The sequence below is a fragment of the Streptomyces sp. NRRL S-350 genome (genome assembly GCF_000719705.1).
In the GTDB taxonomy this organism is placed as follows: Bacteria; Actinomycetota; Actinomycetes; order Streptomycetales; family Streptomycetaceae; genus Kitasatospora.
In genome coordinates this window covers 37994-52553 of record NZ_JOHO01000020.1, presented here as the reverse complement: position 1 = coordinate 52553, position 14560 = coordinate 37994, and the positions used below count along the sequence as shown (strand labels likewise).

Below are 14560 nucleotides of genomic sequence, written 5' to 3'. Positions count from 1 at the left end.
TCGGTGCATGTCGTACTCGCCGGCGGGGGGACCGCCGGTCACATCGAGCCGGCCATGGCCCTCGCGGACGCCCTCCGCAGGCACGACCCGTCCATCGGGATCACCGCCCTGGGCACCGAGCGCGGTCTGGAGACCCGGCTGGTGCCCGAGCGCGGCTACCAGCTGGAGCTCATCCCGGCCGTTCCGCTGCCCCGCAAGCCCACCCCGGAGCTGATCACCGTCCCCGGCCGGCTGCGCGGCACCGTCCGGGCCGCCCAGGAGATCATCGAGCGGGTCAACGCGGACGCCGTGGTCGGCTTCGGCGGCTACGTCGCGATGCCGGCCTACCTGGCGGCCAAGCGGGCCGGCGTGCCGATCGTGGTGCACGAGGCGAACGCGCGTCCGGGCCTGGCCAACAAGATCGGCGCCCGCTACAGCGACTTCGTGGCGGTCTCCACGCCCGACAGCAAGCTGCGCGACTCCCGGTACATCGGCATCCCGCTGCGCCGGACCATCGCGACCCTGGACCGCAACGCGGCCCGCCCGGAGGCCCGGCACTACTTCGGCCTCGACCAGCGGCTGCCCACCCTGCTGGTCTCCGGCGGCTCGCAGGGCGCGCGCCGGCTCAACGAGACGGTCACCGCGATCGCTCCGCGGCTCCAGCAGTACGGCGTGCAGATCCTGCACGCGGTCGGCCCGAAGAACGAGCTGCCGCAGGTCGCGGACGTCCCCGGGATGCCGCCGTACCGCCCGGTGCCCTACCTCGACCGGATGGACCTCGCCTACGCGGCCGCCGACATGATGCTCTGCCGGGCCGGCGCCATGACGGTGGCCGAGCTGGCGGCCGTCGGCCTGCCCGCCGCCTTCGTGCCGCTGCCGATCGGCAACGGCGAGCAGCGGCTGAACGCCCAGCCGATGGTCAAGGCCGGCGGCGGCCTGCTGGTGGACGACGCCGAGCTGACCCCGGACTGGGTGCTGCAGAACGTGCTGCCGGTGCTCACCGACCCGCAGCGGCTCTGGGACATGAGCCGGTCCGCCGCCGAGTTCGGCCGCCGGGACGCCGACGACCTCCTGGTCGGCATGGTCTACGAGGCCATCCAGGCCCACCGCGGCGGTCGCCGCCGTGGCTGACGGCCGGCTCGCCGATCCGCCGGCCTCCGGCCGGGGGTACCTCCGGGACGAGGACGAGTTCGGGGACGACGAGGAGTCCGCTCCCCGTCTCCGGCTCTCCCGGCGGGGCATCGTGGTGCTGAGCGTGCTCGGCGCCGCGGTACTGGGCGGGCTGGCCTGGCTGGTGTTCTTCTCGTCGGTCCTGGACGTGCGCAGCGTCGCCGTCCAGGGCCCGACCGACGACAAACTGACGGCGGCCCAGGTCCGCGACGCGATCGGCGGCCTCGGTGACGGCCCGCTGGCCCGGGTGGACCTGGACGACGTCCGGCACCGGGTGGAGGCGATCCCCCGGGTGTCGAAGGCCGAGGTGTGGCGGGGCTGGCCGCACACCCTACAGGTGAAGGTCGTCCAGCGCAGGGCGGTGGCCGCCGTCAAGGGGGAGGACGGCCAGTTCACCCAGGTGGACGCCGGGGGCGTGAGCTTCGCCACCGAGGCGGCCCCGCCGGAGGGCGTGCCGGTGGTGGAGCTGCGGCTCAGTCAGCAGGCGAACGACGCGGACGGGGTGATCTCCCGTCCGCAGCTGGTGCAGGGCGCGGTCGCGGTGGCCGCCGGGCTCCCGCCGGAGGTCGCCAAGCGCGCCGGGGTGGTGCTGGTGCATTCGTACGACGACATCGAGCTGCAGCTCAGCGGGGGTGCGACGGTGCGTTGGGGGAGTCCGGAGCAGATCGACCGGAAGGCCCGGGTGCTGGTGGCCCTGATGAACGCGAAGGGCACGAACTTCGACGTGACGGCGCCGGAGGCGCCGGCGGTGTCGGGATGATCCGGTAGGTTCTGTGGCTGAGGGAGGGGTTGACGCCTCGAAGTGTCGGCCCGACCCTTGGTGGTCACCCCGGTTTCATAAGCCGGCTGATGATCACATAGGCTCAAAAGAAAAAGGGAAGCTCGGCGTGTTCGTTGAAACACGTGCCCGGGGCGACCTAGTGTCCTGTGTCACCAGACTGTGTCCCTTGGTGATGTGACGGAGACACAGGACTAACCCTAAAGGTCAAGTTTAGGGTTGGGGTCGGCGGTCGGCATTTCGGACATTCAGTCAGAAACCAGGCTCCCTACCCATCGACATCCGTCGGAACGGACCCTCGCCGGGCCGGGCCGACCCGGAAATTCGAGGCGAGAGGCCTTCGACGTGGCAGCACCGCAGAACTACCTCGCAGTCATCAAGGTCGTCGGTATCGGCGGCGGTGGTGTCAACGCCATCAACCGGATGATCGAGGTCGGTCTCAAGGGCGTCGAGTTCATCGCGATCAACACCGATGCGCAGGCCCTCCTCATGAGCGACGCCGACGTCAAGCTCGATGTGGGCCGTGAACTCACCCGGGGCCTCGGCGCCGGCGCCAACCCCGAGGTCGGCCGCAAGGCCGCCGAGGACCACCGCGAGGAGATCGAGGAGGTCCTCAAGGGGGCCGACATGGTCTTCGTGACCGCCGGTGAGGGCGGTGGCACGGGAACGGGCGGCGCTCCCGTCGTCGCCAACATCGCGCGCTCCCTGGGCGCCCTGACCATCGGCGTGGTCACCCGCCCCTTCACCTTCGAGGGCCGGCGTCGGGCCAACCAGGCCGAGGACGGCATCGCCTCCCTGCGCGAAGAGGTCGACACCCTCATCGTGATCCCCAACGACCGGCTGCTGTCCATCTCGGACCGCCAGGTCAGCGTCCTCGACGCGTTCCGCTCGGCCGACCAGGTCCTGCTCTCCGGTGTCCAGGGCATCACCGACCTGATCACCACCCCGGGTCTGATCAACCTCGACTTCGCGGACGTCAAGTCCGTCATGTCCGAGGCCGGCTCGGCGCTCATGGGCATCGGCTCCGCCCGCGGTGAGGACCGCGCCAAGGCCGCCGCCGTGATGGCGATCTCCTCGCCGCTGCTGGAGGCCTCGATCGACGGCGCCCGCGGCGTGCTGCTCTCCATCTCGGGCGGTTCCGACCTCGGCCTGTTCGAGATCAACGAGTCGGCCCAGCTGGTCAGCGAGGCCGCCCACCCCGAGGCCAACATCATCTTCGGTGCGGTCATCGACGACGCGCTCGGCGACGAGGTCCGGGTCACCGTCATCGCGGCCGGCTTCGACGGCGGGCAGCCGCCGGCGATCGTCCGCGACCCGGTGGTCAAGTCGACCGCTCCGGACCGCCCGGCCACGCCGCCGGCCGCCCCGGACCGCCCGGCCGCCCGGCCGTCCTACGGGAACATCGGCTCGGTGACGTCCCGTCCGGAGGGCGAGGCCGCAGCGCCGACCCGGTCGGCCGAGACCCCGGCCGCCACGACCGCCGCCGCTCCGGTGCCGCCGCAGGTGCAGCCGACCCGCCAGCCGTACGTGGAGAGCCCGGCCGAGGAACTCGACGTGCCGGACTTCCTTAAGTGATCGATCACGCCGTACGCGCGGGTGCTCACTTCGCCTTCACCGACCGGTGGGGCGGGGTGAGCACTTCGCCGTACGGGGAGCTCAACCTCGGCGGCGCCGTCGGGGACGACCCGGAGGCCGTCCGGGAGAACCGGGCGCTCGCGGCCCGGGAGGTGGGGCTCGAACCGGCCGACGTGGTGTGGATGAACCAGGTGCACGGTGCCGAGGTCGCCGTGGTGACGGAGCGCCAGCCGCTGGGGGAGGCCCCGACGGTGGACGCGGTGGTCACCGACCGGCCGCTCGCGCTGGCGGTGCTGACCGCCGACTGCACACCGGTGCTGCTGGCCGACCCGGTGGCGGGCGTGGTGGGCGCGGCCCACGCGGGTCGGCCCGGGCTGGCGGCCGGGGTGGTGCCCGCGGTCGTCCGGGCGATGGTCGGACTGGGAGCCGAGCCCGCGCGGATCGTCGCCGCCACCGGGCCGGCGGTCTGCGGGAGCTGCTACGAGGTGCCGGCGCAACTGCGCGCCGAGGTCGCGGCCGTGGTGCCCGAGGCGTTCGCCGAGACCTCCTGGGGAACCCCGGCCCTGGACGTGCCGGAGGGCGTCGCGGCCCAGCTGGCCGCGGCGGGGGTCAACGAGCTGGTGCGATCACCGGTCTGCACCCTCGAATCCGCCGATCACTACTCCTATCGCCGCGAGCAGCGCACGGGCCGGCTCGCGAGCTACGTCTGGTTGGGCTCTGATCACTGATGACGAACGACATCTACGGACCGTTCCCGGGCGGCGCCGGCTTCCCCGACCGGAGCTGGCTGGACGCGCTGACCGAGGGCCAGCGGGCCCGGTACGAGGAGTTGGGGACCAACCTCGACGTGGTCGAACGCCGGATCGCGGACGCCTGCGCGGCCGCCGGGCGCGCGCGGGACGAGGTCACCCTGATCGTCGTCACCAAGACCTACCCCGCCGAGGACAGCGCACTGCTGGCCGGGCTGGGGGTGACGGACGTCGCGGAGAACCGCGACCAGGACGCCGCGCCCAAGGCGGAGCAGTGCAGAAACCTTCCTCTTGACTGGCACTTCGTCGGACAGTTGCAGACCAACAAGGTCCGCTCGGTCGTCCGGTACGCGAACCACGTGCACTCGGTGGACCGGCTGCGGCTGGTCGAGTCGCTCTCCGCGGCGGTGCTCAAGTCGGAGCGCCCGGAGCTGGGCTGCCTGGTGCAGGTCGCCCTCGACAAGGAACACGACGAAGGCGCCCATCGGGCCGGGGTCGCGCCGAAGGACGTCGCCGGCCTGGCGGACGCGATCGCCGGCGCCCCCGGGTTGCGGCTCGACGGTGTGATGACCGTCGCTCCGCTGGCCGGTCCGCTGGCCGGCGACCCGGCCCGGGCGTTCGACCGACTGGCGGAAATCGCAACCGCCGTACGGGCGGCCCATCCTGCTGCCACCATGGTCTCCGCAGGGATGAGCGGCGACCTTGAGCAGGCGATTGCCGCCGGGGCGACACATGTGCGCGTCGGAACGGCGGTACTCGGAGTGAGGTCACCCCTCAGGTAACGTCACCGGGTAAGTAGATCAGACTGCAGGACAAAATAGGACAGAATCTAGCAGCTCTCCGGAGCGCTAGCGAACCGTGGATCGCAGCGCCGCGGCCCCCACCCCACGAACCCTGACAGGCCGTCGGCCTGGCGCGCCGTCGTGGATGGGACCGCGGAATCCGCAGGCAGGGCCGGACGGCCCGGGCCGCCGGGACGGAGCCGGTCCGCACGGAGCGAGCAGAGCGAGCGACCATCGGAAGGTGCGCGTTTCGCGAAGCCGCCACCGAGCGCCAGCGAGGTGGCTATGAGCGGAGGAGACAGGAGCATGGCCGGCGCAATGCGCAAGATGGCGGTCTACCTCGGCCTCGTGGAGGACGAGACGTACGACGGCCAGGGGTACGACCCCGACGACGACTACGACGCGGACCCCGAACCGATCCGGACGGGACAGCGGGCCGAGGACATCCCCCGGCCCGCCGCCGCGGCCGCCACGCCCGCCCCGGTCTCCTCGATCACCCCGCAGCCGGTGCCGGCGGCGGTGCCGATCCGACAGGAGACCCCGAGGATGGCGCCCGTGTCATCCATCACACCCGAACGCCGCCACAACCTGGAGAAGAGCGCCCCGGTGATCATGCCCAAGGTAGTGAACGAACGAGAGCCCTACCGCATCACCACGCTGCACCCCCGGACCTACAACGAGGCCCGTACCATCGGGGAACAGTTCCGCGGCGGGACCCCTGTGATCATGAATCTGACCGAGATGGACGACACCGACGCGAAGCGACTCGTAGACTTCGCCGCTGGACTCGTCTTCGGTCTGCACGGCAGTATCGAGCGCGTGACACAGAAGGTGTTCCTGCTGTCGCCTGCTAACGTCGATGTCACGGCGGAGGACAAGGCTCGGATCGCCGAGGGTGGGTTCTTCAACCAGAGCTGACCCGGCCACGACTTTAGGTGTGGATCTGATCAACAGTGGGTTAGCGACAGGTGACGAGCGGCGGGCCCGAGTGGCTCGGGACCGGGGAGAGGGAAAACGCGATGGACATCGTGTGGGCGGTGCTCTACTACGCCCTGACCGTCTTCCTGGTGTTCCTGCTCGTACGGCTGGTCATGGACTGGGTCTTCCAGTTCGCGCGTTCGTGGCGGCCCGGCAAGGCCATGGTCCTGGTCCTGGAGGCCACGTACACTGTCACGGATCCGCCGCTCAAGCTTCTTCGGCGGCTCATTCCGCCGTTGCGTTTCGGGGGCGTGGCGCTCGACCTGTCCTTCTTCGTACTGATGATCATTGTGTATGTCCTGATCTCGCTTGTGCACCCCTAGTCGTAGGTGAGCGATGCGACAGGATGCCGGTGTGCCGACGATCACGTTGAGGTGAAGAGATGCCATTGACCCCCGAGGACGTTCGGAACAAGCAGTTCACGACCGTCCGCCTGCGTGAAGGCTATGACGAGGACGAGGTCGATGCCTTCCTCGACGAGGTCGAGGCGGAGCTGACCCGCCTCCTCCGGGAGAACGAGGACCTGCGCGCCAAGCTGGCCGCCGCGACTCGTGCCGCCGCGCAGAACCAGGCCAACTTGCGCAAGGAGCCGCAGCAGGACGCTCCCCGTCAGGGCGGAGCCCCGGTGCCGGCCGCCATATCCGGCCCGCCGGTCCCCGGCCAGCAGGGTCCGGGCGGCCCGCAGCAGATGGGCCCCGGTGGTCCCCAGCAGATGGGCCCGGGCGGCCCGCAGCAGATGGGCCCCGGTGGTCCCCAGCAGCAGCAGATGGGCAACCAGCCGCTCGGCCTGCCCGCCGGCTCCGCGCCTCAGCTTCCGGCCGGTGGCCAGCAGCAGATGAACCAGACCATGGGCGGCCAGCAGCAGCTGGTCCAGCCGATGGGTGGCCAGATGCTCCAGCCCATGGGCGGCCCCGGTGGTCCGCAGCAGATGGGCAACCCGATGGGCCAGGGCATGGGCCAGGGCATGGGTCAGCAGCAGCAGATGCAGCAGATGGGCGGCCCCATGGGCGGCCCGCAGCAGATGGGCGGCCCCATGGGCGGCCCGATGCAGCAGCAGGGCCCCGGTGGCGACAGCGCCGCCCGCGTGCTGGCACTCGCTCAGCAGACCGCCGACCAGGCGATCTCCGAGGCCCGTTCCGAGGCCAACAAGATCGTCGGCGAGGCGCGCAGCCGGGCCGAGGGCCTGGAGCGCGACGCCCGCGCCAAGGCCGACGCCCTGGAGCGGGACGCGCAGGAGAAGCACCGTGTCGCGATGGGCTCGCTGGAGTCCGCGCGGGCCACGCTGGAGCGCAAGGTCGAGGACCTGCGGGCGTTCGAGCGTGAGTACCGCACGCGCCTGAAGTCGTACCTGGAGACCCAGCTGCGTCAGCTGGAGTCGCAGGCCGACGACTCGCTCGCCCCGCCGCGGATCCCCGCCACCGCGTCGCTGCCGCCGGCGGCCTCGTCGATGGCGCCGGCCGGTGCGGGTGCGATGGGCAGCGGTGCGCCGAGCTTCGGTGGCAACCAGCCGTCCTTCGGTGGCAACTCGCCGTCCTTCGGCGGGAACGGCTCCTTCGGCGGCAACTCCTCAGCGCCGAGCTTCGGCGGGCAGTCGAACGGTGGCAACGGCGGTGCTCCGCAGATGCAGCCGGCCGGGATGACCCAGCCGATGGCGGCGGTCCGTCCGCAGCCGCCGCAGCCGATGCAGCAGGCTCCGGCGCCGATGCGGGGTTTCCTGATCGACGAGGACGGCGACAACTGAGGTCGTAGCACGGCCTTTTGAGGGCGCCCCCTCCCCGACCTCCGGTCGGGGAGGGGGCGTCTTTCCGTGTGCGGGGAGAGCGAGGCCGGGTACGGCGAAGCCGCCGGCGCCCCGGGGTGGGGCGCCGGCGGCTTCGGGGCGGGTCAGGCCTTGCGGAGCTGGAAGGCGAGGCCGAGCGATTCGTCGGTGAAGGACTCGGACTCCCAGTCGGCCGCGCCGGCGGCGAAGTCCGTGGCGAGGACCTCCTCGGCGACGAGCACGCCGTGCTCGGCGATGGCCTCGGCGGTCTCCTCCGAGGTGGCGCGCCAGCGGAGGACGATGCGGTCGGCGACGTCCAGGCCGGAGTTCTTGCGGGCCTCCTGGATCTGGCGGATGGCGTCGCGGGCGACGCCGAGGCGCTTGAGCTCCGGGGTGATGGCCAGGTCGAGGGCGACGGTGGCGCCGGACTCGTTGGCGACGGTCCAGCCCTCGCGCGGGGTCTCCGTGATGATCACCTCATCGGGAGAGAGGGTGACCGTCTCGCCGTTCAGCTCGACCGAGGTCTCGCCGTTGGCGCGCAGCTCGGCGGCCAGGCGGGCGGCGTCGGCGGCGGCGACCGCCTTCGCGACGTCCTGCACGCCCTTGCCGAACCGCTTGCCCAGTGCACGGAAGTTGGCCTTGGCGCTGGTGTCGACCAGCGAACCGCCGACCTCCGCGAGCGACTCCAGGGTGGAGACGTTGAGCTCCTCGGCGATCTGCGCGCGCAGGTCGGCGGGCAGCTCCTCCCAGCCCTGGGCGGCGACCAGCGCGCGGGAGAGCGGCTGACGGGTCTTCACGCCGGACTCGGCGCGGGTGGCCCGGCCCAGCTCGACCAGACGGCGGACCAGCGCCATGTGCCGGGAGAGGTCGGCGTCGATCAGCGACTCGTCGGCCTCCGGCCAGGCGGCCAGGTGGACCGAGACCGGGGCGTCCGGTACGACCGGGACGACCAGGTCCTGCCAGACCCGCTCGGTGATGAACGGGGTCAGCGGCGCCATCAGGCGGGTGACCGTCTCCAGCGCCTCGTGCAGGGTGGCGAGCGCGGCGGCGTCGCCCTGCCAGAAGCGGCGGCGGCCGCGGCGGACGTACCAGTTGGACAGGTCGTCGACGAAGCCGGAGAGCAGCTTGCCGGCGCGCTGGGTGTCGTACGCCTCGAAGGCCGCGTCGACCTCGCGGACCAGGGTGTTCAGCTCGGAGAGCACCCAGCGGTCCAGCTGCCGGCGGTCGGCCGGGGCCGGGTCGCTCGCGGAGGGCGACCAGTTCGAGGTGCGGGCGTACAGGGCCTGGAAGGCGACGGTGTTCCAGAAGGTGAGGAGGGTCTTGCGGACCACCTCCTGGATGGTGCCGTGGCCGACCCGGCGGGCCGACCAGGGCGAGCCGCCGGCCGCCATGAACCAGCGGACGGCGTCGGCGCCGTGCTGGTCCATCAGCGGGATCGGCTGCAGGGTGTTGCCCAGGTGCTTGGACATCTTGCGGCCGTCCTCGGCCAGGATGTGGCCCAGGCAGACGACGTTCTCGTAGCTGTTCCGGTCGAACACCAGGGTGCCGACCGCCATCAGCGTGTAGAACCAGCCGCGGGTCTGGTCGATCGCCTCGGAGATGAACTGCGCCGGGTAGCGCTTCTCGAACAGCTCCTTGTTCTGGTACGGGTAGCCGTACTGGGCGAAGGGCATCGAGCCCGAGTCGTACCAGGCGTCGATGACCTCGGGCACGCGGGTGGCGGTGCCGCCGCAGTCGCGGCAGGCGAAGGTCACCTCGTCGATGTACGGGCGGTGCGGGTCGAGGCCGCTGCGGTCGGTGCCGGTGAGCTCGCCGAGCTCGGCCAGCGAGCCGACGCAGGTGAGGTGGCCCTCCTCGCAGCGCCAGATCGGCAGCGGGGTGCCCCAGTAGCGGTTGCGGCTGAGCGCCCAGTCGATGTTGTTGTTCAGCCAGTCGCCGAAGCGGCCGTGCTTGACCGTCTCCGGGAACCAGTTGGTGGCCTCGTTCTCGCGGATCAGCGCGTCCTTGACGGCGGTGGTCCGGATGTACCAGGACGGCTGCGCGTAGTAGAGCAGCGCGGTGTGGCAGCGCCAGCAGTGCGGGTAGCTGTGCTCGTACGGGAGGTGGCGGAAGAGCAGGCCGCGCTCCTTGAGGTCCGCGACCAGGGCCTCGTCGGCCTTCTTGAAGAACTGGCCGCCGACCAGCGGGACCTCGGGGGCGAAGGTGCCGTCGGCGAGCACCGGGTTGACCACCGGCAGGCCGTAGCGGCGGCAGGTCGCGAGGTCGTCCGCGCCGAAGGCGGGCGACTGGTGGACGATGCCGGTGCCGTCCTCGGTGGTGACGTAGTCGGCGTTGAGGACGTAGTGCGCGTCCTCGATCTCGACCAGGTCGAAGGGGCGGCGGTAGGACCAGCGCTCCATCTCGGCGCCGGTGAAGGACTCGCCGGTGGTCTCCCAGCCCTCGCCGAGGGCCTTGGCGACCAGCGGCTCGGCGACGACCAGCTGCTCGGTGCCGTCGGTGGCCACCACGTAGGTGACCTCGGGGTGGACGGCGGCCGCGGTGTTGGAGACCAGGGTCCACGGGGTGGTGGTCCACACCAGCAGGGCGGCCCGGCCGGCCAGCGGGCCGCCGGTCAGCGGGAAGCGGACGAAGACCGAGGGGTCGACCACGGTCTCGTAGCCCTGGGCCAGCTCGTGGTCGGACAGGCCGGTGCCGCAGCGCGGGCACCAGGGGGCGACGCGGTGGTCCTGGACCAGCAGGCCCTTGTCGAAGATCTGCTTGAGCGACCACCAGACGGACTGGACGTACGACGGGTCCATCGTCCGGTAGGCCTCGTCCAGGTCGACCCAGTACCCCATGCGGGTGGTCAGCTCGGAGAAGGCGTCGGTGTGGCGGGTCACGGACTCGCGGCACTTCGCGTTGAACTCGGCGATGCCGTACGCCTCGATGTCCTTCTTGCCGGAGAAGCCGAGCTCCTTCTCGACGGCGAGCTCCACCGGGAGGCCGTGGCAGTCCCAGCCGGCCTTGCGGGCGACGTGGTAGCCCTTCATCGTCCGGTAGCGGGGGAAGACGTCCTTGAAGACGCGGGCCTCGATGTGGTGGGCGCCGGGCATGCCGTTGGCGGTCGGCGGGCCCTCGTAGAACACCCACTCGGGGCGGCCCTCGGACTGCTCCAGGCTGCGCTGGAAGATCTTGCCGTCCTGCCAGAAGGAGAGGATCCGGTGTTCCAGGGCGGGCAGGTCCACCTGGGCCGGGACGGCGTTGTAGAGGGCGGCCGCGCGCGGTGCGTCGTCGGAAGCGTGGTGGTGGGTGGCGGGTTGGGAGCTCATCGCTGGCGTCTACCTCCGGCGGATGCGTGGGCTGGATCCTCCGGAGGGACGAGACGGCAAGCCGCCCCGCGGTACCACCCTCCTTGGCCGCGTGCTGCGTTGCGGCCCTCTTGTTTGGGCTTGCTGCCGGTTCTAGTGGGCCGCTGCGGGCTTCGCGGCGGCCGTTCTTCCGGCGGCTCCGGGGTGATCTTCCCGCCGTGCACACCCCCGGGCTCGCACCGTCCCCGGGTCGCTGGTGGCTGCGTACGTCGGTACTCGTCCCATCTGCGCCTTGCAGGGCCAGTGTATCGGCCGGGCGAGTCGGTTTGTCCAAACCGTTTCGGGCGGGCGGGGCCGGGACGGGCGGCGGGGCTGGTCAGAGGGGTGGTTAGGCGCGGGCGATCTGGGCACAACCCTCTCAGCGCGCGGGGCGTGGCGGCTGGGCGGCTGCCTGGGTGGGATCGTGGTGAGGCGTCGGTATGTCATGTTGTGACCGGTTTTGATCGGGATTATCGTTCCGGCACTGGAAGCCGCCGGGAACCGGCGGCTCGATTCGTTCGTAGATGGGGTCGAAGCCATGGCTGAGAAGGGAACCGGCGCGGGTACCGCCACCAAGCGGGCACGCAAGGCCGTGGCGGTCGATCCAGGGGAGGGGACCGTGACCACTACCGCATCCAAGACCGGCACCGACACCGTCACCGTGTCGCGAGGAGCCGAGTCCGTCGACCCGGCCACGCTGCCGGTCCGGCCCGGCGAGGAGGCGTGGACCACCGACGAGGTCCACGAGCTGCACACCGAGCTGATCAGCGAGCTGGAGCGGCTGCAGAACGAGATCGACGCCGCCGAGGCGGCCATCTCGGGCCTGATGCGCGACTCCAACGACGGAGCCGGCGACGACCAGGTGGACGCCGGTACGAAGAACATCTCGCGGGAGAGCGAACTCGCGCTCGCCAACAACGCGCGGGACAGCCTCGCCCAGACCGAGCGGGCCCTGGCCCGGCTGGAGGGCGTCGGCTTCGGCACCTGCGAGTCCTGCGGCCAGGCCATCGGCAAGGCCCGGATGCAGGCGTTCCCCAGGGCGACGCTCTGCGTGCAGTGCAAGGCCAAGCAGGAGCGCCGCTGAAGCGGGCGACCGGAGCGACGCGAGGGGTCGGGCTTGCCGTACGCTCGACCCCGTAACGTCGCCTGACGCGTCCACCACGCTCGTGGACGCTTCAAGGCCGTCACCGGCCCACCACCCTCCCCCTCCTACGGCCGGGGGAGCTCCATCGGCAGCGGAGCGGATCATCAGTACGCAAGGTTCCCCCCAGACCCGGGACGAAGCAGTCCCGCCCCCCGCCGATGACGTGGAGGTGCCCGTGGCCGAGCCGACCGGGGCGACGTCCGCGGACGAACCGGCGGTGGCGGAGAAGCCCCGCGGCCCGCGGCGGGTCGGGGTCCTGCTGGTCGTCGCGGTGCTCGCCTTCCTGATCGACCTCGGCAGCAAGCTGCTGGTCGTCGCCAAGCTGGAGAACCACTCGGCGATCAAGGTCGTCGGGGACGTCGTCACCCTCCAGGTGATCCGCAACTCCGGTGCGGCGTTCGGGATGGGGCAGGCGCTGACCGTCGTCTTCACGATGATCGCCGCGGCCGTCATCGTGGTGATCTGGCGGATCGCGCGCAGGCTGTACAGCCTGCCCTGGGCGGTCGCGCTCGGGCTGCTGCTCGGCGGGGCGCTCGGCAACCTCACCGACCGGCTGTTCCGGGCGCCGGGAGTCTTCCGCGGGCACGTGGTGGACTTCATCTCCGTCCAGCACTTCGCGGTCTTCAACCTCGCCGACTCGGCGATCGTGTGCGGCGGGATCCTGGTCGTCCTGCTCTCGTTCCGGGGCAGCAACCCGGACGGGACCGTCCACCAGCCGGGCGGCAAGACGGAGTAGCATCGACCGGCGGGGCCGGCCCGCGGAGTGCGGCGGGCGGGGGAGGGCCGGGTGTCCGGCATACTCGTACGGGTGAGTACCGCAGCGCAGATCCGCAGCCTCCCCGTACCCGACGGCCTGGAGGGCGAACGCCTCGACGCCGCCCTGGCCCGGATGTTCGGCTTCTCCCGGACCAAGGCCGCCGAGCTGGCCGCCGACGGCAAGGTGACGCTCGACGGCGCCATGGCCGGCAAGTCGGACCGGGTGACCGCCGGTTCCTGGCTGGAGGTCGAGATCCCGGCCCCCGCCGCCCCCGTGCGGATCGTCGCCGAGCCCGTCGAGGGCATGCGGATCGTCCACGACGACGAGGACATCGTGCTGATCGACAAGCCGGTCGGCGTCGCCGCACACCCCAGCCCGGGCTGGACCGGCCCGACCGTGATCGGCGGGCTCGCCGCCGCCGGGTACCGGATCTCCACCTCGGGCGCGGCCGAGCGGCAGGGCATCGTGCACCGGCTGGACGTCGGCACCTCGGGGCTGATGGTCGTCGCCAAGTCCGAGCGCGCGTACACCGACCTCAAGCGGCAGTTCCACGACCGGATCACCGACAAGCGCTACCACACGCTGGTGCAGGGGCACCCGGACCCGATGAGCGGGACCGTGGACGCGCCGATCGGGCGCCACCCCAGCTCCGACTGGAAGTGGGCGGTGACCCAGGACGGCAAGCCGTCCGTCACGCACTACGACCTGATCGAGGCCTACCGGGCCGCGTCGCTGCTGGCGATCAAGCTGGAGACCGGGCGCACCCACCAGATCCGCGTCCACATGTCCGCGCTGCGCCACCCCTGCGTCGGCGACCTGACGTACGGCGCCGACCCGACGCTGGCCAAGCGGCTCGGGCTGGGCCGGCAGTGGCTGCACGCCATGTCGCTCGGCTTCGAGCACCCGGCGGACGGGCAGTGGGTCGAGTTCTCCAGCGAGTACCCGGAGGACCTGCGGAAGGCCCTGGACGTCATCGCGGCGGAGAGCTGACATGGCAGTGGCCATCCGGATCGCGGAGGGAGAGGCGGACCTCGCGCTGGTGCGCGCCGTCCGCCGCGAGGTGTTCGTCGTCGAGCAGAACGTGCCGGAGGAACTGGAGTACGACGAGTACGACGGGACCTCGGTGCACGTGCTGGCGGTGGGAGCCGACGGGGCCGCGCTGGGCACCGGCCGACTGATCTTCGGTGACCAGGCGCGGGAGCTGACCGGGGGCGTCGAGGGGCGGGTGCTGCTCGGGCGGCTCGCGGTGCTGCCGGCGGCCCGGGGAACCGGGCTGGGGGCGGAGCTCGTCCGGGCGATCGAGGCCGCGGGGGCCGAGCGCGGGGGCTCCGAGATGGAGCTGCACGCCCAGGTGCACGCGCTCGGGTTCTACGAGCGGCTGGGGTACGTGGCGAAGGGACCGGTGTACGAAGACGCCGGGATACCGCACCAGACGATGACGCGAGCGCTGTAACCCGCCCGGGGCCGGGTGGACCGTCCGGGGCGGGCCCGCGGCCGGGTCGGTGGCCCGACCGCGGGGTTCCCCTCGCCCCCTGGCGGGGCGCGGGGGACCGTCGTCCGAGG

The 14560-nt window shown here is 71.7% G+C and carries 13 protein-coding genes; 12 read left to right on the top strand and 1 reads right to left on the bottom strand.

Annotated elements, in window-relative coordinates; translation table 11 throughout:
• Nucleotides 1-3: 3 nt before the first annotated feature.
• From murG to IF30_RS0119460, 8 genes are all read left to right on the top strand, one after another.
• Nucleotides 4-1110, top strand: coding sequence for an undecaprenyldiphospho-muramoylpentapeptide beta-N-acetylglucosaminyltransferase (gene murG, locus IF30_RS0119495; RefSeq protein ID WP_030239918.1), 1107 nt, complete (start codon nt 4-6; stop codon nt 1108-1110).
• Entirely contained in the window at nt 1103-1909 is an 807-nt protein-coding gene (locus IF30_RS0119490) for a cell division protein FtsQ/DivIB (protein WP_030239917.1), read from the top strand. The genes murG and IF30_RS0119490 overlap by 8 nt, the downstream gene beginning before the upstream one ends.
• Nucleotides 1910-2272: 363 nt before the next feature.
• Nucleotides 2273-3502 (top strand): cell division protein FtsZ, encoded by a 1230-nt coding sequence (ftsZ, locus tag IF30_RS0119485; RefSeq protein WP_030239915.1) that lies wholly within the window; start codon nt 2273-2275, stop codon nt 3500-3502.
• On the top strand, nt 3499-4230 hold the full coding sequence (pgeF, locus tag IF30_RS0119480) for a peptidoglycan editing factor PgeF (protein WP_030239912.1): 732 nt from the start codon (nt 3499-3501) through the stop codon (nt 4228-4230). Before ftsZ ends, pgeF begins: the two co-directional genes overlap by 4 nt.
• Nucleotides 4230-5033 carry a YggS family pyridoxal phosphate-dependent enzyme gene (locus IF30_RS0119475; RefSeq protein WP_078891525.1) on the top strand — a complete coding sequence of 268 codons (804 nt, stop codon included), beginning with the start codon at nt 4230-4232 and terminating at the stop codon, nt 5031-5033. The genes pgeF and IF30_RS0119475 overlap by 1 nt, the downstream gene beginning before the upstream one ends.
• A gap of 306 nt (nt 5034-5339) precedes the next feature.
• The gene (locus IF30_RS0119470; protein WP_030239907.1) at nt 5340-5951 is read left to right on the top strand and encodes a cell division protein SepF; all 612 of its coding nucleotides are present in this window, start codon (nt 5340-5342) and stop codon (nt 5949-5951) included.
• Between the two features lie 101 nt (nt 5952-6052).
• On the top strand, nt 6053-6334 hold the full coding sequence (locus IF30_RS0119465; protein WP_030060143.1) for a YggT family protein: 282 nt from the start codon (nt 6053-6055) through the stop codon (nt 6332-6334).
• Between the two features lie 59 nt (nt 6335-6393).
• Nucleotides 6394-7752 carry a DivIVA domain-containing protein gene (locus IF30_RS0119460; protein WP_030239903.1) on the top strand — a complete coding sequence of 453 codons (1359 nt, stop codon included), beginning with the start codon at nt 6394-6396 and terminating at the stop codon, nt 7750-7752.
• Between the two features lie 143 nt (nt 7753-7895).
• On the opposite strand, the gene ileS is transcribed toward IF30_RS0119460, so the two are convergent.
• Nucleotides 7896-11078, bottom strand: a complete 3183-nt coding sequence (gene ileS / locus IF30_RS0119455; protein ID WP_078891524.1) for an isoleucine--tRNA ligase — start codon at nt 11076-11078, stop codon at nt 7896-7898.
• A gap of 637 nt (nt 11079-11715) precedes the next feature.
• On the opposite strand from ileS, the gene IF30_RS0119450 reads away from it, so the two are divergent.
• The 4 genes from IF30_RS0119450 to IF30_RS0119435 all read left to right on the top strand — a co-directional run bounded on the left by IF30_RS0119450 (nt 11716) and on the right by IF30_RS0119435 (nt 14450).
• Nucleotides 11716-12180 carry a TraR/DksA family transcriptional regulator gene (locus IF30_RS0119450; RefSeq protein ID WP_234322764.1) on the top strand — a complete coding sequence of 155 codons (465 nt, stop codon included), beginning with the start codon at nt 11716-11718 and terminating at the stop codon, nt 12178-12180.
• 160 nt (nt 12181-12340) lie between these two features.
• Nucleotides 12341-12976, top strand: a complete 636-nt coding sequence (gene lspA / locus IF30_RS0119445; protein WP_030239893.1) for a signal peptidase II — start codon at nt 12341-12343, stop codon at nt 12974-12976.
• Nucleotides 12977-13048: 72 nt separating this feature from the next.
• Complete coding sequence (locus tag IF30_RS0119440) at nt 13049-13987, top strand: RluA family pseudouridine synthase (protein WP_030239889.1); 939 nt, start codon at nt 13049-13051, stop codon at nt 13985-13987.
• Between the two features lies 1 nt (nt 13988).
• Nucleotides 13989-14450, top strand: a complete 462-nt coding sequence (locus tag IF30_RS0119435) for a GNAT family N-acetyltransferase (RefSeq protein WP_030239886.1) — start codon at nt 13989-13991, stop codon at nt 14448-14450.
• Nucleotides 14451-14560 lie beyond the last annotated feature (110 nt).